The organism is Billgrantia bachuensis (assembly GCF_011742165.1).
Taxonomy (GTDB): domain Bacteria; phylum Pseudomonadota; class Gammaproteobacteria; order Pseudomonadales; family Halomonadaceae; genus Halomonas; species Halomonas bachuensis.
On sequence record NZ_JAAQTO010000015.1, the window covers coordinates 19,890 to 41,264 of the forward strand.

Annotated in this window: 17 protein-coding genes, 3 tRNA genes and 1 pseudogene; 4 read left to right on the forward strand and 17 right to left on the reverse strand. The window is 63.6% G+C overall.

The window, feature by feature from the left end; all coding sequences use genetic code 11:
- Positions 1–43: 43 nt before the first annotated feature.
- Both HBJ55_RS06520 and HBJ55_RS06525 read right to left on the reverse strand, forming a co-directional pair.
- Complete coding sequence (locus HBJ55_RS06520) at positions 44–1,066, reverse strand: Nif3-like dinuclear metal center hexameric protein (RefSeq protein WP_167112282.1); 1,023 nt, start codon at positions 1,064–1,066, stop codon at positions 44–46.
- Between the two features lie 178 nt (positions 1,067–1,244).
- Positions 1,245–1,628 carry a Na-translocating system protein MpsC family protein gene (locus HBJ55_RS06525; protein ID WP_167112284.1) on the reverse strand — a complete coding sequence of 128 codons (384 nt, stop codon included), beginning with the start codon at positions 1,626–1,628 and terminating at the stop codon, positions 1,245–1,247.
- Positions 1,629–2,028: 400 nt separating this feature from the next.
- Here HBJ55_RS06525 and HBJ55_RS06530 point away from each other — a divergent pair, with 400 nt between their 5' ends.
- Positions 2,029–2,370 (forward strand): 2Fe-2S iron-sulfur cluster-binding protein, encoded by a 342-nt coding sequence (locus tag HBJ55_RS06530; protein WP_167112286.1) that lies wholly within the window; start codon positions 2,029–2,031, stop codon positions 2,368–2,370.
- A gap of 88 nt (positions 2,371–2,458) precedes the next feature.
- Here the strand turns inward: HBJ55_RS06530 and HBJ55_RS06535 are convergent, their stop codons facing one another.
- Genes HBJ55_RS06535 through HBJ55_RS06545 form a run of 3 tightly spaced genes read right to left on the reverse strand, consistent with a single transcriptional unit; the run spans position 2,459 to position 5,934 of the window.
- Positions 2,459–3,781 (reverse strand): sodium ion-translocating decarboxylase subunit beta, encoded by a 1,323-nt coding sequence (locus tag HBJ55_RS06535; protein WP_167112288.1) that lies wholly within the window; start codon positions 3,779–3,781, stop codon positions 2,459–2,461.
- Positions 3,782–3,793: 12 nt separating this feature from the next.
- Positions 3,794–5,626: a sodium-extruding oxaloacetate decarboxylase subunit alpha gene (oadA, locus tag HBJ55_RS06540; protein WP_167112291.1), complete on the reverse strand. Its 1,833-nt coding sequence runs from the start codon at positions 5,624–5,626 to the stop codon at positions 3,794–3,796.
- 56 nt (positions 5,627–5,682) lie between these two features.
- Positions 5,683–5,934 carry an OadG family protein gene (locus HBJ55_RS06545; protein ID WP_167112293.1) on the reverse strand — a complete coding sequence of 84 codons (252 nt, stop codon included), beginning with the start codon at positions 5,932–5,934 and terminating at the stop codon, positions 5,683–5,685.
- Between the two features lie 168 nt (positions 5,935–6,102).
- Here HBJ55_RS06545 and HBJ55_RS06550 point away from each other — a divergent pair, with 168 nt between their 5' ends.
- Positions 6,103–7,065, forward strand: coding sequence for a tRNA dihydrouridine synthase (locus HBJ55_RS06550; RefSeq protein WP_167112295.1), 963 nt, complete (start codon positions 6,103–6,105; stop codon positions 7,063–7,065).
- A gap of 223 nt (positions 7,066–7,288) precedes the next feature.
- On the opposite strand, the gene HBJ55_RS06555 is transcribed toward HBJ55_RS06550, so the two are convergent.
- The 10 genes from HBJ55_RS06555 to HBJ55_RS06600 all read right to left on the reverse strand — a co-directional run bounded on the left by HBJ55_RS06555 (position 7,289) and on the right by HBJ55_RS06600 (position 15,962).
- Positions 7,289–7,365 (reverse strand) — tRNA-Arg (locus HBJ55_RS06555).
- 102 nt (positions 7,366–7,467) lie between these two features.
- A tRNA-Arg gene (locus HBJ55_RS06560) sits at positions 7,468–7,544 on the reverse strand.
- Positions 7,545–7,587: 43 nt separating this feature from the next.
- Positions 7,588–7,680: transfer RNA gene (locus HBJ55_RS06565), tRNA-Ser, on the reverse strand.
- 99 nt (positions 7,681–7,779) lie between these two features.
- Complete coding sequence (gene csrA / locus HBJ55_RS06570; RefSeq protein WP_167112297.1) at positions 7,780–7,980, reverse strand: carbon storage regulator CsrA; 201 nt, start codon at positions 7,978–7,980, stop codon at positions 7,780–7,782.
- Positions 7,981–8,204: 224 nt separating this feature from the next.
- Entirely contained in the window at positions 8,205–9,455 is a 1,251-nt protein-coding gene (locus HBJ55_RS06575; RefSeq protein ID WP_167112299.1) for an aspartate kinase, read from the reverse strand.
- 101 nt (positions 9,456–9,556) lie between these two features.
- A complete protein-coding gene (alaS, locus tag HBJ55_RS06580; RefSeq protein ID WP_167112301.1) occupies positions 9,557–12,166 on the reverse strand; it encodes an alanine--tRNA ligase in 2,610 nt (869 codons plus the stop codon).
- A gap of 174 nt (positions 12,167–12,340) precedes the next feature.
- On the reverse strand, positions 12,341–12,820 hold the full coding sequence (locus HBJ55_RS06585) for a regulatory protein RecX (protein WP_167112303.1): 480 nt from the start codon (positions 12,818–12,820) through the stop codon (positions 12,341–12,343).
- Between the two features lie 3 nt (positions 12,821–12,823).
- Positions 12,824–13,888 carry a recombinase RecA gene (gene recA / locus HBJ55_RS06590; RefSeq protein WP_167112305.1) on the reverse strand — a complete coding sequence of 355 codons (1,065 nt, stop codon included), beginning with the start codon at positions 13,886–13,888 and terminating at the stop codon, positions 12,824–12,826.
- 309 nt (positions 13,889–14,197) lie between these two features.
- Positions 14,198–14,710: a CinA family protein gene (locus HBJ55_RS06595; RefSeq protein WP_167112306.1), complete on the reverse strand. Its 513-nt coding sequence runs from the start codon at positions 14,708–14,710 to the stop codon at positions 14,198–14,200.
- 133 nt (positions 14,711–14,843) lie between these two features.
- Positions 14,844–15,962 carry a mechanosensitive ion channel family protein gene (locus HBJ55_RS06600; RefSeq protein WP_167112308.1) on the reverse strand — a complete coding sequence of 373 codons (1,119 nt, stop codon included), beginning with the start codon at positions 15,960–15,962 and terminating at the stop codon, positions 14,844–14,846.
- 159 nt (positions 15,963–16,121) lie between these two features.
- On the opposite strand from HBJ55_RS06600, the gene mutS reads away from it, so the two are divergent.
- Positions 16,122–18,710, forward strand: coding sequence for a DNA mismatch repair protein MutS (mutS, locus tag HBJ55_RS06605; RefSeq protein ID WP_167112311.1), 2,589 nt, complete (start codon positions 16,122–16,124; stop codon positions 18,708–18,710).
- A gap of 373 nt (positions 18,711–19,083) precedes the next feature.
- The gene (gene fdxA / locus HBJ55_RS06610; protein ID WP_167112313.1) at positions 19,084–19,407 is read left to right on the forward strand and encodes a ferredoxin FdxA; all 324 of its coding nucleotides are present in this window, start codon (positions 19,084–19,086) and stop codon (positions 19,405–19,407) included.
- Positions 19,408–19,887: 480 nt separating this feature from the next.
- Here fdxA and eno read toward each other — a convergent pair whose 3' ends face one another.
- Positions 19,888–21,180, reverse strand: coding sequence for a phosphopyruvate hydratase (eno, locus tag HBJ55_RS06615; protein WP_167112315.1), 1,293 nt, complete (start codon positions 21,178–21,180; stop codon positions 19,888–19,890).
- An 86-nt stretch (positions 21,181–21,266) separates the two neighbouring features.
- Positions 21,267–21,375: pseudogene (locus tag HBJ55_RS22370) on the reverse strand (3-deoxy-8-phosphooctulonate synthase); the annotation flags it as partial.

Consider the following 21,375-nt stretch of genomic DNA (forward strand, 5'->3'; position numbering starts at 1 on the left):
CGGACGCTTGTGGATAACTTGTGTCCATTCTGTCATTAACTGTCTAGGTTTCGCTCAATGCATGCTTGCCCAACAGGTGGCTTGACGCCATCTCCCGGGCATAAGCCTGCATTGCCTCATTGCCTACCCGGCGCACCGGCGTGGAGGTGACCCGGTCGCGGAACAGCACCACCTCGACCCCCTCCAGCAGCTCGTCGAGAGCGTGGGCCAGGGGCAGCCCGTTCTCCAGAATCTCCATCACGTGGCAGTTGCCAACCAGGAAGTTGAGCCCCAGCTCACGGGCCGTCTCGATCAGCTCATGCCCGGCGTAGACGCGGCTGATCGAAGCCAGCACGGTATCAACATCGGGGTTCTCGTCCACGGCCTGGCGCAGGTTCTCCGGCGAGAAGCCGGTATGCGGGAAGATGTGCAGCACGTTCTCGACCCGGCTGTCGCGCTCGCCGAGGTGGATGAAGCCGCGGGTCTCCACGCTGGTTTCGCGAATCTCCTCGATGCCGCGCACTAGGCGCTCTTCGGCCAGCAGGGCGTGATCCTGGTCCAGGGCCATGAAGCCGTCCAGACGGTCGAGAATGTCGCCAAGGGTGGCTATACCCGGCAGCGCGCGACCCACGAACATGATATTGCCATGCACGCCGCCGTAAGAAATGCTGCCTTTCAGCACCTTGTGACCGTGCAGGTAGGGAATGCCGGGGTGCAGGCCATGAAAGGCCTCGTGGCACTCCAGCCCCGCCACGTCGTAGAGGTCGAGATAGTTCTTCAGCGTCACCCCACCGCAGCTGGCGGCATCGGCGATGGGGTGATGCGCCACGACGGCATCCACGCCGGTGGCGCCCGCCAGTTCGATCACCAGCTCGGTCATGGTCATGCATACGGCGATCTTCTTCACTTCCTTGTTCGGGTCACCGTAGATCAGCCCCGGGATTTCCAGCACTTCCTTGCCGTAGATGCCGGAGGACTTCAAAATCACGAAGGGATGATCCCCCCGCTTCACCTCCTCCATGGACGACACCGTCCTGCCGCCCGTGATCACGCTCATCGCATTGACGATATCCGCTACCTTGGCCATCGGCTCTCTCCTCTATTCCGGTCGCAACCTCGACCACAAAAAAACCGCCAGCACAGCGGGAGGCCTTTGACTCCCACTGCGCTGACGGTCTCGAGCACTCGTCCTGTCAGGGCGAGTTCACATCACCAGTCAACGGTCTTTCCTGTACGGACTTGCGGCCTATGCCCTGACGTCGGGGTCAGAGGTAGTCGCGCACGTCTCGTTGCAACAACACCACGGTAGCGGAAAGCTCAGCCTGCGCGTCGTAGTCCTTGAAGATGGAAACGATCTCGAAGCCGTACTTCTCTACCAGCAGTTGCTTGAATTCGTTCTTGAAGCCCTTGATCAAATAGTGGTCGGCCAGTTCGCTCACGTTGCTGTTCAGCGTATTCAGATACGCCAGCGAGGGAACCCGCTTGTGCAGCGCGACGATGAGTATCTTGTCACCCTGCACATCGACCTTCTGGCGCACCACACCGATACCGAAGATACGATGGTTGACCTCGTTGTAGTCCTTGATCAGTTCCTGCTTGAACTGCCCCAGTGAATGGGTGCCCGGAGAATGACTGTCCAAGGCGCTCATGGTCTACCTCGCATCGGCTCGGCTGGCTCTCACCACCTGGTATACCAATATCGTACGTCACTGAGGTTAGCCAACCGGTAAAAACCTGTCAACCAGGAATAATCGATTATTCACCTCATTACCGATGTCGGGCAGTAGTGGTATCAAGCTACCGATAGGCCTAAGAAAACCCTGCAGGCTCGCCTTCTCGAAAATTGATATGTCTCGAATCGCTGTCGAGAGTCCGGCCGACAGAAGCCGACTCGCTCCCGCTTGCATAGATGCTTGGCACTGGTGACGACTCGCATACATTTAGTTGACGGCCTCTCAATTTTGGCACATGGTATACCATATAGTTTTGACACGAGTGCAACAAATGCGCCGTGCGAGCCCCGATTCAGCAGTGAGCCAGGTGAACACTATGCCCCTGATCAAGATCTACAAGGATGGCGAAGTCTTCGAAGGCGACGTCCAGCCCAACACCAATCTGGTGGTGCGTGCCGGTATCCGCCAGTTTCCCTATCCTCATCTCAGCTACGGCTGCGGCATGGGCAAATGTGCCAAGTGCATGTGTAAGGTGGTCAAGGGCGGCGAAGCGCTGCCTGAACCCAACTGGAAAGAGAAGAAAATGCTCGGCAGCCGGCTCGAACAGGGCTACCGGCTGGCCTGCCAGTTGTGGGTTGAAGAGGATCTGGAACTGGCCCAGGAGAGCCCTGCCGGCACTGTCGGCCAGCCCCGCCCGGGAGCCGCCAAGACATTCTGAGCAGCCCTCGCGGCGCATGAATAATCGAAAAAAGCGACGCGCCCCCATGCCAGGCTAGTGAGCGTGTCGCTATTCGGCTCAGGCTCGCTCAGCCGAGGTACTTGATCATTACCCCGGCGGCCACCGCCGAACCGATCACGCCGGCGACGTTGGGCCCCATGGCGTGCATCAGCAGGAAGTTGTGCGGATTGGCCTCGAGCCCCACCTTGTTGGAGACCCGCGCCGCCATCGGCACCGCCGAGACGCCTGCCGAGCCGATCAGCGGGTTGATCGGCATGTGGCTGACCAGGTTCATCAGCTTGGCCATCAGCACACCGGCCGCGGTACCGATACCGAAGGCCACGATCCCCAGCCCCAGGATGCCCAGCGTCTCTACCGCCAGGAAGCTCTCGGCCATCAGCTTGGAGCCCACCGAGAGGCCGAGGAAGATGGTGACGATGTTGATCAGCGCATTCTGTGCGGTATCGGAGAGGCGCTCGACCACGCCGCATTCGCGCATCAGGTTGCCGAAGCAGAACATGCCGAGCAGCGGCGCAGCGTCGGGCAGGAACAGCGCCACCAGCAGTAGCAGCGACACCGGGAAGACGATCTTCTCGAGCTTGGACACCGGGCGCAGCTGGGTCATGGCGATCTCGCGCTCGCGCTGGGTGGTGAGCAATCGCATGATCGGCGGCTGGATCAGCGGCACCAACGCCATGTAGGCGTAGGCCGCCACGGCGATGGCCCCCAGCAACTCCGGGGCCAGCACGCTCGATACGTAGATCGAGGTGGGACCGTCGGCGCCGCCGATGATGCCGATGGCGGCGGCCTGGTTGAGCGAGAAGTCCATCCAGCCGAGCGCCGAGAGCCCCACCGCGCCGAGCAGGGTGGCGAAGATGCCGAACTGCGCCGCCGCGCCCAGGAACAGTGTGCGCGGGTTGGCCAGCAGCGGGCCGAAATCGGTCATCGCCCCGACACCCATGAAGATCACCAGCGGCGCGATGCCGGAGGCGATCGCCACACTGTAGAACTGATACAACATGCCGTTGCCGTAGCCGGCATCCATCGCCACGTCGCTGGCCGCCCGATAGGCCTGGGGCGTGATATCGCCATGCAGTGCCGCACTGATGGCGTGGCGCCAGGCGTCGACGGAGGCGCCCGCAGCCAGGTCCACGTCGAGCACTGCGGCCAGTTGCTCCAGCACGCCGGGGCGCGCCAGGTGCGCGGCCTGCTCGGCCGCCGACAGCGCCAGCCCGGCTTCGGGGATGTTGGCCAGGATGCCGCCGAAGCCGATCGGTACCAGCAGCAGCGGCTCGAACTTCTTGTAGATGGCCAGGTAGAGCAGCAGCAGGCCGACCGCGAGCATGACCGCCTGTCCCAGCGTCAGGTTGTAGAGCCCGGAGCCCTCCCACAGGGTCAATAGCTTGTCCATTGGCATCGACCCTTAGAGAACGATCAGTGTGTCGCCGACGGTGACGCTGTCACCCTCGCCAACCTTGACGTCGGAGACGGTCCCGGCACTCGCCGACCGCACCTCGGTCTCCATCTTCATGGCCTCGAGGATGATCACGACATCCCCCTCCTTGACCGTATCGCCGGGGCGCACGTTGACCTTGAAGATGTTGCCGGCCAGCGGCGCGGCGATCGTCGCTCCGGAGGAGGCCGGGGCGCTCTCGGCAGGCTGCGCAGCCGGCTGGCCCGGTTGCTCGGTCACGGCGCCGATCTCGCCGCCCTCGGCGACCTCGACCACGTACTGCTTGCCGTTGACCGTGACGGTGTAGGTCTCGGGACCGGCAGGTGCAGCAGCCTGGGACGCCGGCGCCTTGGCCTCGGCTTTCGCCGGCAGGCCGGCCGCGGCCGCCTCCTTGCCCGGCGCCTGGGGCGCCGGCTCGAAGGCATCGGGGTTGTCGCGGTTCTTGAGGAACTTCAGCCCGATCTGCGGAAACAGCGCATAGGTCAGCACGTCATCGATCTCGCGCTCGCCTTCGGCCAGGCGGATGCCGTCGGCCTTGGCCTTCTCCTTGAGTTCGGCGGCCAGGCGCTCCATCTCGGGCTCGAGCAGGTCGGCGGGGCGGCAGGTAATCGGTTCGCCGCCCTCGAGCACACGGTTCTGCAATTCCTTGTTGAACGGTGCCGGCGCGGCGCCGTACTCGCCCTTGAGCAGCGCCTGGACCTCCTTGGAGATCGACTTGTAGCGTTCGCCCATCATCACGTTCATCACCGCCTGGGTGCCGACGATTTGCGACGTCGGCGTGACCAGCGGGATGAAGCCCAGGTCCTCGCGCACGCGCGGTATCTCGCTGAGCACGTCGTCGAGCTTGTCGCCGGCGCCCTGCTCCTTGAGCTGGCCCTCCATGTTGGTGAGCATGCCGCCCGGCACCTGGGCGATCAGGATGCGCGAGTCGATGCCCTTCAGCGAGCCCTCGAAGGCGGCGTACTTCTTGCGCACCTCGCGGAAATACCCGGCGATGTCCTCGAGCAGTTCGAGGTCGAGATTGGTGTCGCGGTCGGTACCCTTGAGGATCGCCACGACCGATTCGGTGGGGCTATGGCCGTAGGTCATCGACATCGAGGAGATGGCGGTATCGACATTGTCGATGCCGGCCTCCACCGCCTTGACGATAGTGGCGGTGGAGAGGCCGGTAGTGGCGTGGCAGTGAAGTTGAATCGGGATCGACAGCCGCTTCTTCAGCCGCGAGACCAGTTCATAGGCGTCGTAGGGCGCGAGCAGGCCGGCCATATCCTTGATCGCCAGCGAGTCGGCGCCCATGCCGGCGATGGTTTCGGCAAGTTCCACCCAGCTGTCGAGCGTGTGCACCGGGCTCACGGTATAGGAAATGGTGCCTTGGGCATGCCCGTCCACGTCGCGCACGGCCTTGATGGCCCGCTCCAGGTTGCGCGGGTCGTTCATGGCGTCGAACACGCGGAACACGTCGACGCCATTGGTCTTGGCGCGCTCGACGAAGCGGTCGACCACGTCGTCGGCATAATGACGGTAGCCGAGCAGGTTCTGGCCGCGCAGCAGCATCTGTTGGGGCGTGTTGGGCATGGCCTCCTTCAACGCCCGTATCCGCTCCCACGGGTCTTCGCCGAGGTAGCGGATACAGGCGTCGAAGGTCGCGCCGCCCCAGGATTCCAGCGACCAGAAACCAACCCGGTCGAGCTTCTCGGCGATCGGCAGCATATCGTCGAGCCGCATGCGGGTGGCGAACAGCGACTGGTGGGCGTCGCGCAGTACGACGTCGGTGATGCCCAGCGGGCGCTTGGTCTCACTCATGAAGATGACCCCGTAGATGGCGTGTTGTGTAGTAGTATTATCCTTCGCGGCGCCGGTTAGCGGCGATGGCGACGGCGATAGCGATGGACGGCGGCGCTGATGACGGCCGTGAGCTGAGCGTCATCCGCTTTGCCGGAGGAAGTCGATGTCGGCGCGGGGGCCGGAGGCACGGGAGATGGCGCGAAGCGGCAGACGATCCGCGACATCAGGGTCGTGATCAGCACGAGAATCGTAAGAAAAACAAAAACGAACCCCATACCGACCCCCATCAGGGCCAGGCCGTCGAGTAACAACTGCGTGTCCTGCATGCTCACCCCTCCCTCATCCTTCGCGACCTGCCTTCGAACTGACGCAAACATGTCGCCAAGCGGTAAATGTCGGCCATATAAACTGCCACACTCTGGATATATTGCAAGCGCATCATGGTGGAAGACAAAGTTGTTGTTTTACTACAAGGACGGATTGGACTCGCCCCCATGGAGGGGGTAATCGATGCCCATACCCGCGACCTGCTGACTCGCCACCCCGGCTTCGACTGGACGGTGACGGAGTTCGTCCGCGTCGTCGATGCGCGCCTGCCGCCGCGCGTCTTCCTGCGCCACTGCCCCGAGCTCGGCCAGGACGTGACGACGCCCTCTGGCGTTCCGGTGGCGCTGCAACTGCTGGGCAGCGACCCGGCGACGCTGGCGGCCAATGCCGAGCAGGCGCTGCGTCTCGGCGCCCGCGAGATCGACCTCAATTTCGGCTGCCCGGCCAAGCTGGTCAACCGCCATGATGGTGGTGCTTCGCTGCTGCGCGACCCATGCCGCGTGCACGCCGCCGTGGCTGCCGTTTACGATGCCGTGGGCAACGAGGTGCCGGTCACGGCCAAGATTCGCCTGGGCTTCTCCCATCGACGCCTGGCGCTGGACTGCGCCAAGGCCGCGGAAGACGGTGGCGCTTCGCGACTGGTCGTGCACGCGCGCACCCGCGACGAGGGCTATCGTCCTCCGGCCCACTGGGAATGGATTGGCCGAATCCGCCGGCACCTGCGCATCCCGGTCGTTGCCAACGGCGACATCTGGAGCCTCGAGGACTACTGGAAGGCCCGCACGCTCTCCGGATGTCGCGACGTCATGCTCGGGCGCGGCGCTCTCGCCGACCCGTGGCTGGCACCGCGCATACGCCACTGGCTGGCGACCGGCGAGCAGCTTTCGGCAACGCCGTGGCAAGCACGCGCCGCCATCCTGGCTGACTTTGCTGCATTGCAGCGTACCACACTTCCCGACCGGGTTGTCACGTCGCTGATCAAGCAATGGCTGAATCACATGCGCCAGCGAGATGCCGAAGCGGCCAGGCGCTTCCAGGCACTAAAACGCATCAATGAGCTTGAAACACTGCTGGACGGGCTTTGCTCCGAGCGGTCGGAATGCAAGCGCAGCTGCCTCGAGCCCGCCTGAGACCAACGACGCAGGCGAGCAGAGTGAGAAAGGCGGCGTGCAAGGCAAGATAGAGCAGGACAGGACAGACCAAAAAAAGGTGCCCATCGCGTCGCGAGGGCACCCAAACGATCGCGCGACCGGCAACATCCATGCCGGCTCGGCTAGTCAATATGCAGCCCCAGCGAAAAGACGTGGAGCCAAAGCAGAAGACCCGCCCTCGAAACGAGGACGGGTCGCAATCTGGCGCGCCCGGGAGGATTCGAACCTCCGACCACCTGATTCGTAGTCAGGTACTCTATCCAGCTGAGCTACGGGCGCTGACGGCAAGAACGACGCTCTTGCTATTGCTGCCTTGCTTCGAATCGCATGACGAGAAACCACACATCCAAACTCGAATGCACATGTTCCTTTCGTCATTCTTGGCGCGCCCGGGAGGATTCGAACCTCCGACCACCTGATTCGTAGTCAGGTACTCTATCCAGCTGAGCTACGGGCGCATTATCACGCTTCGAACACTTCACGCTTCGGCAACGTGTCGTATGGCGGAGAGGGAGGGATTCGAACCCTCGATGGGGCTATAAACCCCATACTCCCTTAGCAGGGGAGCGCCTTCAGCCACTCGGCCACCTCTCCCTCAACGACACGGCGCATATCCTATCGTTTTCGTGCCCCTTTGTCCAGCGTATTCAGCTATTTGTTCTCTACACCAAACGACAACAAGCGGGCACGAACTCACGAAGAGGAGCTACTCCCCCCTTCTTCATCGGACTTCTCACGCTGAATGCGCTGGTAGATCTCTTCACGATGTACGGCGACATCCTTGGGCGCATTGACGCCAATGCGGACCTGATTGCCCTTGACGCCAAGGACGGTCACGGTGATGTCATCACCAATCATCAGCGTTTCACCGACTCGGCGGGTCAGGATGAGCATGACTGATCTCCTTCTCAGACGACTAGCAACGGGATGCGCGTCGATCCCCGACGCTTAGTTGCATTATGTAACATTTAGACCACTGTGCACCACCACCAACCCCACCATGACACCATGACAGCGTTGAAGGGAAGCTAGGCCGCTCATCGTAGCGGACTTCCCCCAGCGTAGAACAGGCACCCGCTGCTAGTCGTTCATACTTTGTTAAGGTTCTTGTTGCTTCCCTATTCGCTTTCGATGTCGCTCTTGTCCAGACCGAAAGCGGTATGCAGGGCACGCACGGCGAGTTCCATCTGCTTTTCGTCGATCACCACGGAAATCTTGATTTCCGAAGTGGAGACCATGCGGATGTTGATGTTCTCGTCCGCCAGGACGCGGAACATCTTGGAGGCGACACCCGCATGTGAGCGCATGCCGACACCGACCAGCGATACCTTGGCGATGTTGTCATCGCCATTGACCTCTCCACCACCCAGGTCGGGGATCACCTGCTCCTCGAGGATCTTCAAGGTCTTCTTGTAGTCGCCCTTGGCCACGGTGAAAGTGAAATCGGTGTAATCACCGGCCGGTGCCACGTTCTGCACGATCATGTCGACTTCGATGTTGGCATCGGCGATCGGTCCGAGAATACGCGAGGCGACACCCGGTACGTCCGGCGTATTGAGCAGGGTCAGCTTGGCCTCGTTGGCAGTAAAGGCGATACCTGAGATCAGCGGTTCTTCCATGGAGTCCTCGTCTTGGTCGGATTCAGCAACGATCAGGGTGCCGGGGCCATCCTGAAAACTGGACAGCACACGCAGCGGGACATTGTACTTGCCGGCAAACTCCACCGAGCGGATCTGCAGCACCTTGGAGCCGAGGCTCGCCAGTTCCAGCATCTCCTCGACGGTAATGCTGTCGAGGCGCTGGGCCTTGGAACACACCCGAGGATCGGTGGTATAGACCCCATCGACGTCGGTGTAGATCTGGCACTCGTCGGCGCCCAGCGCGGCGGCCAGCGCCACCCCGGTGGTATCGGAGCCGCCGCGGCCGAGGGTAGTAATGTTGCCCTCCTCGTCGACGCCCTGGAAACCGGCCACCACCACCACCTTGCCTTCGTCCAGGTCGTCGCGCATCTCGTCGGTCTCGATACGCTGGATGCGCGCCTTGGTGTGGGCGCTATCGGTGAGGATGCCGACCTGGGAGCCGGTATAGGAGGTAGCCGGCACGCCGAGCTTGTGCAAGGCCAGCGCCAGCAGCGAGATGGTCACCTGCTCGCCGGTGGAAACCAGCATGTCCATCTCGCGCGGCGTGGGTTCGTCGTTGATTTCGTTGGCCATGCCGATCAGGCGGTTGGTCTCGCCGCTCATGGCGGAAACCACGACCACGACCTGATGGCCATCGTCACGGAAGCCCTTGACCTTCTCGGCTACGGCCTTGATGCGCTCCACGGAGCCCACCGAGGTGCCGCCGAATTTCTGTACGTATAGTGCCATCTACGGTTTTCCCTCGCTTGTCGAGCGAAGCACGCTCGTATGAGTGAAAGTCGTCCAAAATCGAAGGGCCGGGACATTTCGGTCGCCGGCCCTGTATCGCCTTACTGAAGCTGCTGTTCGACCCAGGCGGGAACGCTCTCCAGCGCCGCCGGCAAGGCCGCGATGTCGCTGCCACCGGCCTGGGCCATGTCGGGGCGGCCGCCACCCTTGCCGCCGACCTGGGAGGCCACGTGGTTGACCAGCTCGCCGGCCTTGACCCTGGCGGTCAGGTCGTCGGTGACACCCGCGATCAGGCTTACCTTGCCGGCTTCTCCGTCCGTCACGCCGAGCACCACGATGCCCGAGCCCAGCTTGTTCTTGAGCTGGTCCAGCACGCCGCGCAGCTCCTTGGCGGAAACACCCTCGAGCCGGGTGGCCAGAACCTTGACGCCACCCACTTCGCGCGCCTGATTGAGCATGTCGCTGCCGGCGGCACTGGCCAGCTTGGCCTTGAGTCGCTCCAGTTCCTTCTCCAGGCTGCGGTTACGCTCCACCAGTGACTCGACGCGCTCCTCGACCTGCTCCGGCTTGGCCTTCAGCCGCTCACCGATGCGTACCAGGCGAGCCTCCTGTTCGTGGAACCAGGCCAGTGCGCCCTCGCCGGTAATCGCCTCGATGCGGCGCACACCCGCGGCGATGCCCTGCTCGCTGACGATGTGGAAGCAGCCGATGTCGCCGCTGCGGGCGACATGAGTGCCGCCGCACAGCTCGATGGAGAAGTCGTCGGCACCGATGGTCAGCACCCGCACGCTGTCGGCGTACTTGGCCTCGAACAGTGCCGCCGCCCCCTTGGCCTTGGCCTGGTCGAGGGTCATCTGCTCGATACGCGTCGGGGCATTGGCGAGTACCTGTTCGTTGACCAGGCGCTCGACTTCCGCCAGCTGCTCGGGGGTCATCGCCTCGAAGTGGCTGAAATCGAAGCGCAACCGCTCGGGCGTGACCAGCGAGCCCTTCTGCTGCACATGATCGCCCAGCACCAGACGCAGCGCCTTGTGCATCAGGTGGGTCGCGGAGTGATTGCGGATGGTCGCCTCACGCAGTTTGGCGTCGACCTGGGGACGCACCTCGGCACCTACGCTGAGGCGGCCTTCCAGCAGCACACCGTGGTGCAGGTGGTGACCACCCTGCTTCTGGGTATCGGTGACCAGGAAACGACCACCCTCGAGGTGCAGGTAGCCGGTGTCGCCCACCTGGCCACCCGATTCGCCGTAGAAGGGCGTGCGGTCGAGCACCACGATGCCTCGCTGCTCGGGCTCGAGCGCCACCAGGGCATTGCCTTCGCGGTCGACGATGGCGGTAATGGTGGCGCTGTCCTCGAGCCGGTCGTAGCCGGTAAAGGTGGTCTCGCCCTCGAGCTCCAGCGCCGCAGCGTAAGCGGCACCGAACTGGCTGGCGGCCCGGGCGCGCTCGCGCTGCGCCTCGAGCTCACGCTCGAAACCCGCTTCGTCGAGGGTCACGCCGCGTTCGCGGCAGACGTCGGCGGTCAGGTCATAGGGGAAGCCGTAGGTGTCGTAGAGCTTGAACACCGTCTCGCCCGGCAACACGTCGCCAGCGAGAGCGGCAAGCGCCTCCTCGAGCAAGCCCATGCCGTGCTCGAGGGTGCGGGCGAACTGCTCCTCCTCCTTGAGCAGGATGCGCTCGATCTGGTGGCGCGCCTCGCGCAGCTCGGGATAGGCATCGCCCATCTCGGCATCGAGCGCACCGACGAGCTTGTGAAAGAAGCTGCCCTGGGCGCCCAGCTTGTGGCCGTGACGAATGGCGCGCCGGATGATTCGGCGCAGCACATAGCCGCGCCCCTCGTTGGAGGGCAGCACGCCGTCGGCGATGAGGAAGGCGCAGGAACGGATATGATCGGCGATCACCCGCAGCGAAGGCGCGGTGGTATCGCCATGACCGGTGTGACGAGCGGCCGCCTCGAGCAGGTTCTGGAACAGATCGATCTCGTAGTTCGAATGCACGCCCTGCATCACCGCGGAGACCCGCTCGAGTCCCATCCCGGTATCGATCGAGGGCTTGGGCAGCGGATTCAGCTTACCGGCCGCATCGCGGTCGAACTGCATGAACACCAGGTTCCAGATCTCGATGTAGCGATCGCCGTCCTCCTCGGGGCTACCGGGAGGGCCGCCCCATACCTCGGGGCCGTGGTCGAAGAAGATCTCGGAGCTCGGCCCACAGGGGCCGGTGTCGCCCATCTGCCAGAAGTTGTCCTCGTCGAGCTTGGAGAAGCGCTGCGGGTCGACGCCGATCTCCTCCTTCCAGATCTTCTCCGCCTCGTCGTCGCTGACATGCACCGTGACCCACAGCTTTTCGGCCGGCAGCCCCAGGCGCTGAGTCAGGAACTCCCAGGCGAAGCGGATGGCATCGCGCTTGAAATAGTCGCCGAAGCTGAAGTTGCCCAGCATCTCGAAGAAGGTGTGGTGGCGGGCAGTGTAGCCGACGTTGTCCAGGTCGTTGTGCTTGCCGCCGGCGCGCACGCAGCGCTGGGCCGAGGTGGCGCGTACGTAGGGGCGCGGGTCACGGCCGAGGAAGACATCCTTGAACGGCACCATGCCGGCATTGGTGAACAACAGCGTCGGGTCGTTGCCCGGCACCAGGGAACTCGACGGCACGATGGTGTGCCCGTGCTCTTCGAAGTAACTCAGAAAGGCCTGTCTGATGTCTGCGCTTTTCATGGCATATCCGTGGCGATGAGCGTGGTCACCCGACGGGCAGGCGCGCTCGGCGTCGCTTCACATGGCCGAAATCGCACGCCTTGGCGTGTCAGGAGCGCCACCAAGGGCGTTCGCAAAGGGAGGCATTATAGCGCAGTTGTCAAGCGACTAAAGGGGAGGCGCTCAAGCTGGGAGTCATTCTTCAGCGCCGAGACGCTCCAGAGCATGGCGGATCTGCTCGAAATCGAAGCCGCGGGAGGCCAGGAAGCGCTCGCGGCGGGCGCGTTCGCGTGGGGAGTCACCGGGATGGGTGAAGCGCCGGGACAGTGCCTCGGCAGCCAGCTCGAACCAGTCGACCTCGCCTGCCTGCTCGGCCTCGGCCAGGGCCGTGGCGACCAGAGGGCGCTCGATACCGCGCCGCTCGAGCTCGACACGCACCTTGAGCGGCCCCTGGCCTCGCATCACGCGGGAACGCAGGAAACTCTCGGCGAAGCGCGCATCGGACTGCAGCCCTTCGGCTTCCAGCTCGTCGAGACAGGCACCGATCGCTTCCGGAGAATGAGCCCGGGCTGCCAGCCGCTGCGCCAGCTCGGCGCGGGAGTACTCGCGCCGGGCCAGCAGGCGGATGGCGTCGTCCCGTGGGGACGACGTCCGCGCTTCGGATTGGGCAGGCATGGTTTAGAGCAGGTCGTCCTCGCGCTCGGCTTCGGCGGCGACCGGCTCACCGGCCTCCTCCTCCTTGGGCGCGACCGTGGCCAGCAACTGACCGCGGATCTGGCTCTCGATCTCTTCCATCACCGCCGGGTTGTCCTCGAGGAACTGGGCGGCGTTGGCCTTGCCCTGGCCGATCTTGTTGCCCTTGTAGCTGTACCAGGCACCGGCCTTGTCGATCAGGTTGCACTGCACGCCCAGGTCGACCACTTCGCCGGCATGGTAGATGCCCTTGCCGTAGAGGATCTGGAACTCGGCCTGGCGGAACGGCGGCGCCACCTTGTTCTTCACCACCTTGACGCGAGTCTCGTTGCCGGTCACCTCATCGCCCTGCTTGACCGAGCCGGTGCGGCGGATATCCAGGCGCACGCTGGCATAGAACTTGAGCGCGTTGCCGCCGGTGGTGGTCTCGGGGCTGCCGAACATGACGCCGATCTTCATGCGGATCTGGTTGATGAACACCACCATGCAGTTGGCGTTCTTGATGTGGCCGGTGATCTTGCGCAGCGCCTGGGACATCAGGCGCGCCTGCAGGCCGACGTGGGAGTCGCCCATCTCGCCTTCGATCTCGGCGCGCGGGGTCAGCGCTGCCACCGAATCGATGATGATCACGTCGACGCCGCCGGAGCGCACCAGCATGTCGCAGATCTCGAGCGCCTGCTCGCCGGTGTCCGGCTGCGAGACCAGCAGGTCGTCGAGGTTGACGCCGAGCTTCTCGGCGTAGCTCGGGTCGAGTGCGTGCTCGGCATCGATGAAGGCGCAGGTCTTGCCCTGCTTCTGGGCCTGGGCGATCACCGACAGGGTCAGGGTGGTCTTGCCCGAGGACTCCGGGCCGAAGATCTCCACCACGCGGCCATAGGGCAGGCCGCCGATGCCCAGCGCGATGTCGAGCCCCAGCGAGCCGGTCGACACCGAGGGCATCACCACCCGCGGCGTATCGCCCAGGCGCATCACGGTGCCCTTGCCGAACTGGCGCTCGATCTGGGAAAGGGCGGCATTCAATGCCTTGGAACGGTTTTCATCCTGTGCCATGAGGCTCTCCTCGCAGAACTCGCAGACGCTTGCAGGTGCAAAATGGATGGCGGGCTGCCGACGGGGAGCTCGCCTGGACACTGTATGGTTGGACAGTAGTATGACGAAAAATTCACCGCGCGACTAGCCACTCGATGAATACGATCTAGGAGCCTGTCGGATTTGACCGATCGTCGCGAGAGATTGGGATTTCGAGACAAGTTTATCGATCTGATGAGGCGAATAGCCCGCTATTTAACGAATCAGATCGAATCAAATTGGCCGAAAGACCGGATCTCGTAGTAGATCAGCGTTAAGTCCGATAGGTTCCTAGTCGGCCTCCAGGTGACGAATCAGCCCGACGATGGCCTCGCGCACCGCCCGCTCGCGCACTGCGCGGCGGTCGCCGGGAAACTGGAAGCGCTCGGCTTGTTGCCGTGTCTCGCCGCCCCAGGCCAGCCACACGGTGCCCACCGGTTTTTCCGGCGTACCGCCGTCGGGGCCGGCCACTCCGCTGATCGCCACACCAAGCTTGGCCCCGCTGTCGCGGCAGGCGCCCGCCACCATGGCCTCTACCACTGCCTGGCTGACGGCGCCATGCTGGGCGATCAGCGCCTCGGGCACGCCGAGCAGGCGCGCCTTGGCCGCGTTGGAGTAGGTCACATAGCCGGTCTCGAAGTAGTCCGAGCTACCGGCCACCGCGGTGATTGCACTGGCCACCCCGCCGCCGGTGCACGACTCGGCCGCGGTGATGCTGACCCCATGCTCGCGGCAGCGCCGCCCGAGCCGTTCGGCAAGCGTGGTGAGGTCGAGGTTGGCTAGGCTGGAGGCACTGTGAGACATGGTAACGCTCCTTGGTTCGAGAGGATCGGCCAGGCGCCGCGCCACGTATCCTGCGACTGCCTGCCACCATAGCGCATCCTTGCCGCCGACATCAGGCTGCACCGCCAACGACCGTGACCGAGCGCTGACGAGTTCAGCTGCGCGCAGTCTGTTGCTGAACTTGCTGGCCACCTACGCTGCGCTCCAGTGGAACCTCATCGAGGAACTCGATCGAGCGCACCGGCATGGCGAACTTGATGTCGCGCTGTTGGAACTCGGCCAGCAGCCCGAAATTTATCGCCTGCTGAATGTCCATGTAGAGGGTGAAATCCGAACTGAGCACATAGTAGACGATCTCGTATTTCAGCGCGTAATCGTCGAAGAATCGCAGGTGGGCACGATCGAAGCGTGTGTTCTCCACCGACTCGACGACCTGCCTGACCAGCTCCGGCACCTCGCGCACCTTTTCGAGCGAAGTGCGGAAAGAGAGCGATACGTTGAACACGACACGCCGCTCGTGCATGCGATTGTAGTTGTGGATGGTCTGCTGCAGCAGCCGGGTATTGGAGATGAGGACCTGCTCGCCGCTCAGGCTGCGTATGCGGGTGGTCTTGAGCCCGATGTACTCGATGGTGCCGGCGATATCGCCAAAGACGATGAAATGGCCGACCTTGAACGGCTTGTCGATGCCAATGGACGCCGAAGCGAACAGGTCACCGAGCAGTGCCTGTACCGCCAGTGCAATGGCAATGCCGCCAATCCCCAGGCTGGCCACGAAGGCGGTGATGTTGACTCCCAGGTTGGCCAGGACGGAGAGCAGGACCACGGCCCAGAGCCCCGTACGAAACATCAGCGAGACCATGGTGACAGTCAGCTGATTGTCGCGTCCGGCTTCCGACTGGAGGGTGTTCTCCTTCCATAAGTTGAGGGCGGCATCGACCCACAGGCCGAACTGAAACGCCAGCACCAGGAACCACAGGTGGCTGACCCGCTGCTCCCATACGGTATCCAGCTCCACCACGAAGAGGGCGATCTGCAATGCCAGTACGGCCAACAGCAGCCGGCTGGTATGCCTGGCGACATGCGCGGCGTAGTGGCGCCAGTGCCCCCTGCCATGGGAAGACCAGTCGACGATACGGCCGACGAGCAGGCGCAACCCCAACCGCAGAACGAGATAGCTGACAAAGGCAATGATCAGCAGCAGCGTCAGAGTCGCCAGCATCGGCTGGTTCAGCCATGCCTGCCAGTCACGCCAGAATTCCGTTTCCAACATGCTAATGAAACCTCCTGCTTACTCATGACGCCAGTCAGTATGGCCAATGGGACGCCGCCCCTTCTCGTGCGATTTGTTACGGCATGTCGACCACCGGCGGCCCGTGGTAACCTTGTCCCTCCCATTGCCCCACGCAACCGACGAGCCAGCCGAGAAAGCATGAACGACGCGGTCAAGACGGATGTGCCGAGCCATACGCCGATGATGGCCCAGTACCTCAGGATCAAGCGCGAGCACCCCGATGTGCTGCTGTTTTATCGAATGGGCGATTTCTATGAGCTGTTCTTCGACGACGCCAGGCGCGCCGCGGCCCTGCTCGACATCACCCTGACCCAGCGCGGGCAGTCCGCCGGCAAGCCGATCCCCATGGCCGGCGTGCCCTACCACAGCGCCGAAGGCTACCTGGCGCGCCTGGTGAAGGCCGGCGAGTCGGTGGCGATCTGCGAGCAGTTCGGTGACCCTGCGACAAGCAAAGGCCCCGTGGAGCGCAAGGTGGTGCGCATCGTCACGCCCGGCACGCTCTACGACGAGGCACTGCTAGACGCCCGCCGCGACAACCTGCTGGTAGCCGTGCACCCGGCCGGCAACTGCTGGGGCATCGCCTGGCTGGAACTCTCCAGCGGCCGCTTCAGCGTGCTCGAGGTGGAGGGCGAAGGCGACATGCTCGCCGAGCTGCAACGCCTCGACCCCGCCGAGTTGCTCATCCCCGAGAGCCTGTCGCTGCCACCCGCCCTGGAAGGCCGTCAGGGCCTGCGCCGCCAGAGCGACTGGCTGTTCGATCTCGAATCCTCCACTCGTCTGCTATGCGACCAGTTCGAGGTGCAGGACCTGCGCGGCTTCGGCTGCGCCCATCTCGAGGCCGCCCTCACCGCTGCCGGGGTGCTGGTGGAATATGCGCGTGATACCCAGCGCTCGCGTCTGCCTCACGTCACCGCGCTGGGCGTGGAGAATCGCGACGACGCCGTGGTCATCGATGCCGCCAGCCGTCGCAACCTGGAAATCGACATCAACCTCGGCGGCGGCGGCGACAATACGCTGGCAAGCGTACTCGACACCACCGCCACCGCCATGGGCTCAAGGCTGCTCAAGCGTTGGCTCAACCGCCCGCTGCGCGACCGTACCCAGGTGCAGGGCCGCCAGGCGGCGGTCGCCCTGCTACTCGAACAGGAGGGCTTCGTGGCCCTGCGCGAGCTGCTCAAGGCGATCGGCGACGTCGAGCGCATTCTCGCCAGGGTGGCGCTCTACAGTGCCCGACCGCGCGATCTCGCCCGCCTGCGTGACGCCCTGCTGGCGCTACCGGAACTGCAGCGCGAATTGCAGGGCTACAGCGAAGGAACCGCACTGGACGAGTTGGCCCACCAAATCCGGCCCTATCCGGAGCTTACCGACATGCTCGCCCGTGGGCTGGTCGACAACCCGCCGGTGGTGATCCGCGACGGCGGCGTCATTCGCGAGGGCTTCGACGCCGAACTCGACGACTATCGAGGACTGGCCGAGCATGCCGGCGACTATCTGGTGCAGCTCGAGGTTCGCGAGCGTGAGCGCACGGGCCTGGCCGGCCTCAAGGTGGGCTATAACCGGGTGCATGGCTATTACATCGAAATTCCCCGCGCCCAGGCCCGCGAAGCGCCGGTCGACTATGTGCGCCGCCAGACCCTGAAGAATGCCGAGCGCTTCATCATTCCCGAGCTCAAGGAGTTCGAGGACAAGGCACTATCGGCCAAGTCTCGCGCCCTGGCTCGCGAGAAGCTGCTCTACGACGGCCTGCTCGATTCACTCAACGCCGAACTCAATGCGCTCCAGGGCACCGGCCGCGCGCTGGCCGCCCTGGATGTGTTGGCGGCCTTCGCCGAGCGCGCCCAGGCGCTGGGCTTCTCGCGGCCCCGTCTCGCCGAAGCGCCGGGCATCGAGATTCGCGGCGGACGCCACCCGGTGGTGGAGCACGTCAGCGACGCCCCCTTCGTGCCCAACGACCTGGTGCTCGACGACCGCCGCCGCATGCTGGTGATCACCGGCCCCAACATGGGCGGCAAGTCGACCTACATGCGCCAGGCGGCGCTGATCGTCCTGCTCGCCCATACCGGCAGCTTCGTGCCGGCGGACGAGGCGTGCATCGGCCCGGTGGACCGTATCTTCACCCGCATCGGCTCGTCGGACGACCTGGCGGGCGGCCGTTCCACCTTCATGGTGGAAATGACCGAAACCGCCAGTATCCTGCACAACGCCACCGACCATAGCCTGGTGCTGATGGACGAGATCGGGCGTGGCACCAGCACCTTCGATGGTCTGTCACTGGCCTGGGCCAGCGCCGAGCACCTGACCCGCACGCGAGCGTTCACGCTGTTTGCGACGCATTACTTCGAGATGACGGCGCTGTCCGACCAGGCCGAAGGGGTGGCCAACGTGCACCTCACCGCCGCGGAGCACCGCGATGGCATCGTCTTCATGCATCGTGTGGAGGAGGGTCCCGCCAGCCAGAGCTATGGCCTGCAAGTGGCACAGCTGGCCGGCGTGCCGCAGTCGGTCATCGCCCGGGCACGCGACAAGTTGTCTCAGCTCGAGCAGCAGGAGGTCGACCAGAGCAGCCGCGGCAGCATGCATCCGGCGGCCGATGCCAAGCCGCTGCAGAGCGACCTTTTCGCCAGCGCACCGCATCCGCTGCTCGACGCCCTGGCCGATCTGGATCCGGATGGATTGACGCCGCGTCAGGCCCTTGAGCTGATCTATGCCTGGCGTGAGCGACTCTAGGCCTCGTGCGGCTTGCTCAGGCCTTTAGGCATGACTAGAATGAAGCGTCCAATGAATCCATACTTATAAAAAGTTTATTTTTTATAACCCGCAGGCCTAAGGAAACGCTGAACAAATCATCGAGCGAGATGAAGCGCACGGAATACAGAACCGAGCATAGCGACAAACATCCGCAGGATGACCCCCGAAGGGGCGAGAAGTCGAAGGCTTCGAGTCAACCGGAGCATATGGGTCTATATGAGGATCCGACGCCTCGGCACCGCGCAACGCCGCGATTCGCTCGCGCAGGCATTTGTTCAGTGCTTCTCTAAGACTGATACCGAACATGACCAACCGGGAAGGGCACGACCCGGCTGCGAGGAGGGAGACAGGCATGACCTTTGTCGTCACCGAAAACTGCATCAAGTGCAAGTACACCGATTGCGTCGAGGTCTGCCCGGTGGACTGCTTCTACGAGGGGCCCAACTTCCTGGTGATCCACCCGGACGAGTGCATCGACTGCGCACTGTGCGAACCGGAGTGCCCTGCCGAGGCGATTTTCTCGGAGGACGAACTGCCGGAAGGTCAGGAAGAATTCATCGCCATCAATGCGGAGCTCTCCGAGGTATGGCCCAACATCGCGGAGAAGAAGGATCCCCCGGCCGACGCCGAGGATTGGGACGGCAAGCCCGACAAGCTGCAGTACCTCGAGCGCTGAGCCCGCGTAGACGCGACCTGTCTCATGCACCGAATGCCGGCCGGCATCCGGTGCATTGACTCACGCCTGGGCTCGAGCCAAAAAAAAGGCGACCCTAAGGTCGCCCGGCTCCCAGCATTTCCTTGGGCGGTTCCCTCCGCCCTCTCTCCTGCGGCAACGTCCGTGCCCGGAGGCGACTTCCTGTCACACCAGGCGTGCCACGTAAATAGCATCCCGTTGCATCCTGCCGGAGAGCCTCCCGCTCTGCCTTGTCCCATGTGCATTCTGGCATTTTCGCCATAGGACGCAAGCTCCCTCCAAGCAACTTCGCCGCCTGGCCCAGGTTGACAGAAAGAAGTGCAAAAGTAGAAAAAACAATGGGATAGGAAAAAGGCCGACACCTCGGCATCGGCCTTCTTACCCAAAACAGGCTTAGATCGTCGCCTTTTTGTAGTCAATGTCCTACAAGAAAGTCAGCGATGTCGTCGACCGAATGGCCAATCACTGCCCCTTGATCGCCGCACGGCCCGGGTAGGAGACGCGCTCGCCGAGCTGCTGCTCGATCACCAGCAGACGGTTGTACTTGGCGACCCGGTCGGAGCGGCACAGCGATCCGGTCTTGATCTGGCCGGCCGAGGTGCCCACGGCCAGGTCGGCGATGGTGGTATCCTCGGTCTCGCCGCTACGGTGGGAGATCACCGCGGTGAAGCCGGCATCCTGAGCCATCTTGATGGCGTCCAAGGTCTCGGAGAGCGAGCCGATCTGGTTGAACTTGATCAGGATGGAGTTGCCGATCCGCTCGTCGATGCCGCGCTTGAGAATACGGGTGTTGGTCACGAACAGGTCGTCGCCAACCAGTTGCACCTTGTCGCCGAGCTTGTCGGTGAGCGCCTTCCAGCCGTCCCAGTCGGACTCGTCCATGCCATCCTCGATGGAAACGATCGGATACTGGTCGCACAGCTCCGCCAGGTAGTCGACGAAGCCCGCGGCATCGAAGGACTTGCCCTCGCCGGAGAGGCTGTACCGCCCTTCCTTGTAGAACTCCGAGGAGGCGCAGTCGAGCGCCAGCGTGACGTCGCGGCCTAGCTCGTAGCCGGCATCGGCCACGGCCTGCTTGATCACGGCGAGCGCTTCCGCATTGGACGCCAGGTTGGGGGCGAAGCCGCCTTCGTCGCCCACCGCCGTGGCCAGGCCACGCGCGGAGAGCACCTTCTTTAGCGCGTGGAAGATCTCGGCGCCGACACGCAGGGCCTCGCGGAAGTTCGGTGCACCCACCGGCTGGACCATGAACTCCTGAATGTCGACGTTGTTGTCGGCGTGCTCGCCACCGTTGAGGATGTTCATCATCGGCACCGGCATGCTGTACTGGCCCGGCTGACCATAGAGCTCTGCAATGTGCGCATAGAGCGGCATGCCCTTGGCGTTGGCTGCCGCCTTGGCCGCCGCCAGCGACACGGCGAGGATGGCGTTGGCGCCATACTGGGCCTTGTTGTCGGTACCGTCGAGTTCGATCATGGCATTGTCGAGGCCACGCTGATCGCGGGCATCCATGCCGACGAGACGCTCACGGATGGCGCCGTTGACGGCTTCCACCGCCTTCAGAACGCCCTTGCCCAGGTAGCGGGCCTTGTCGCCGTCGCGCAGCTCCAGGGCCTCGCGTGAGCCGGTGGAGGCACCGCTCGGCGCACAGGCCACGCCTACGGCACCGCTCTCCAGGCGCACTTCGGCCTGCACGGTGGGGTTGCCGCGGGAATCGAGCACCTCGAGGGCGTGGATTTCGACAATCTTGGTCATCTGTGTCGTCCTTTCTTTCAGTCAGCGTTGATTGAGTCGATGGGACCGCTTTTCTCTCGGCCTCTCGCGTTGTCTGGACAGCGCTTTTATTCGATCTTCAGTGCAGGGAAGCCCTTGACCAGCTCGTCGAGGGCCTTAAGTTGGGTCAGGAAGGGCTCCAGTTGATCCAGCGGCAGCGCACAGGGGCCATCACAC

Coding starts and splice junctions, on each gene's coding strand:
- alaS (WP_167112301.1), bottom strand. CDS start 12,166: ATGAAAAGCGCAGACATCAGACAGGCCTTTCTGAGTTACTTCGAAGAG.
- csrA (WP_167112297.1), bottom strand. CDS start 7,980: ATGCTCATCCTGACCCGCCGAGTCGGTGAAACGCTGATGATTGGTGAT.
- HBJ55_RS06550 (WP_167112295.1), top strand. CDS start 6,103: ATGGAGGGGGTAATCGATGCCCATACCCGCGACCTGCTGACTCGCCAC.
- HBJ55_RS06530 (WP_167112286.1), top strand. CDS start 2,029: ATGCCCCTGATCAAGATCTACAAGGATGGCGAAGTCTTCGAAGGCGAC.
- HBJ55_RS06545 (WP_167112293.1), bottom strand. CDS start 5,934: ATGCAGGACACGCAGTTGTTACTCGACGGCCTGGCCCTGATGGGGGTC.
- HBJ55_RS06535 (WP_167112288.1), bottom strand. CDS start 3,781: ATGGACAAGCTATTGACCCTGTGGGAGGGCTCCGGGCTCTACAACCTG.
- HBJ55_RS06520 (WP_167112282.1), bottom strand. CDS start 1,066: ATGGCCAAGGTAGCGGATATCGTCAATGCGATGAGCGTGATCACGGGC.
- HBJ55_RS06575 (WP_167112299.1), bottom strand. CDS start 9,455: ATGGCACTATACGTACAGAAATTCGGCGGCACCTCGGTGGGCTCCGTG.
- HBJ55_RS06585 (WP_167112303.1), bottom strand. CDS start 12,820: ATGCCTGCCCAATCCGAAGCGCGGACGTCGTCCCCACGGGACGACGCC.
- fdxA (WP_167112313.1), top strand. CDS start 19,084: ATGACCTTTGTCGTCACCGAAAACTGCATCAAGTGCAAGTACACCGAT.
- HBJ55_RS06525 (WP_167112284.1), bottom strand. CDS start 1,628: ATGAGCGCCTTGGACAGTCATTCTCCGGGCACCCATTCACTGGGGCAG.
- HBJ55_RS06600 (WP_167112308.1), bottom strand. CDS start 15,962: ATGTTGGAAACGGAATTCTGGCGTGACTGGCAGGCATGGCTGAACCAG.
- HBJ55_RS06595 (WP_167112306.1), bottom strand. CDS start 14,710: ATGTCTCACAGTGCCTCCAGCCTAGCCAACCTCGACCTCACCACGCTT.
- mutS (WP_167112311.1), top strand. CDS start 16,122: ATGAACGACGCGGTCAAGACGGATGTGCCGAGCCATACGCCGATGATG.
- eno (WP_167112315.1), bottom strand. CDS start 21,180: ATGACCAAGATTGTCGAAATCCACGCCCTCGAGGTGCTCGATTCCCGC.
- recA (WP_167112305.1), bottom strand. CDS start 13,888: ATGGCACAGGATGAAAACCGTTCCAAGGCATTGAATGCCGCCCTTTCC.
- oadA (WP_167112291.1), bottom strand. CDS start 5,626: ATGAGTGAGACCAAGCGCCCGCTGGGCATCACCGACGTCGTACTGCGC.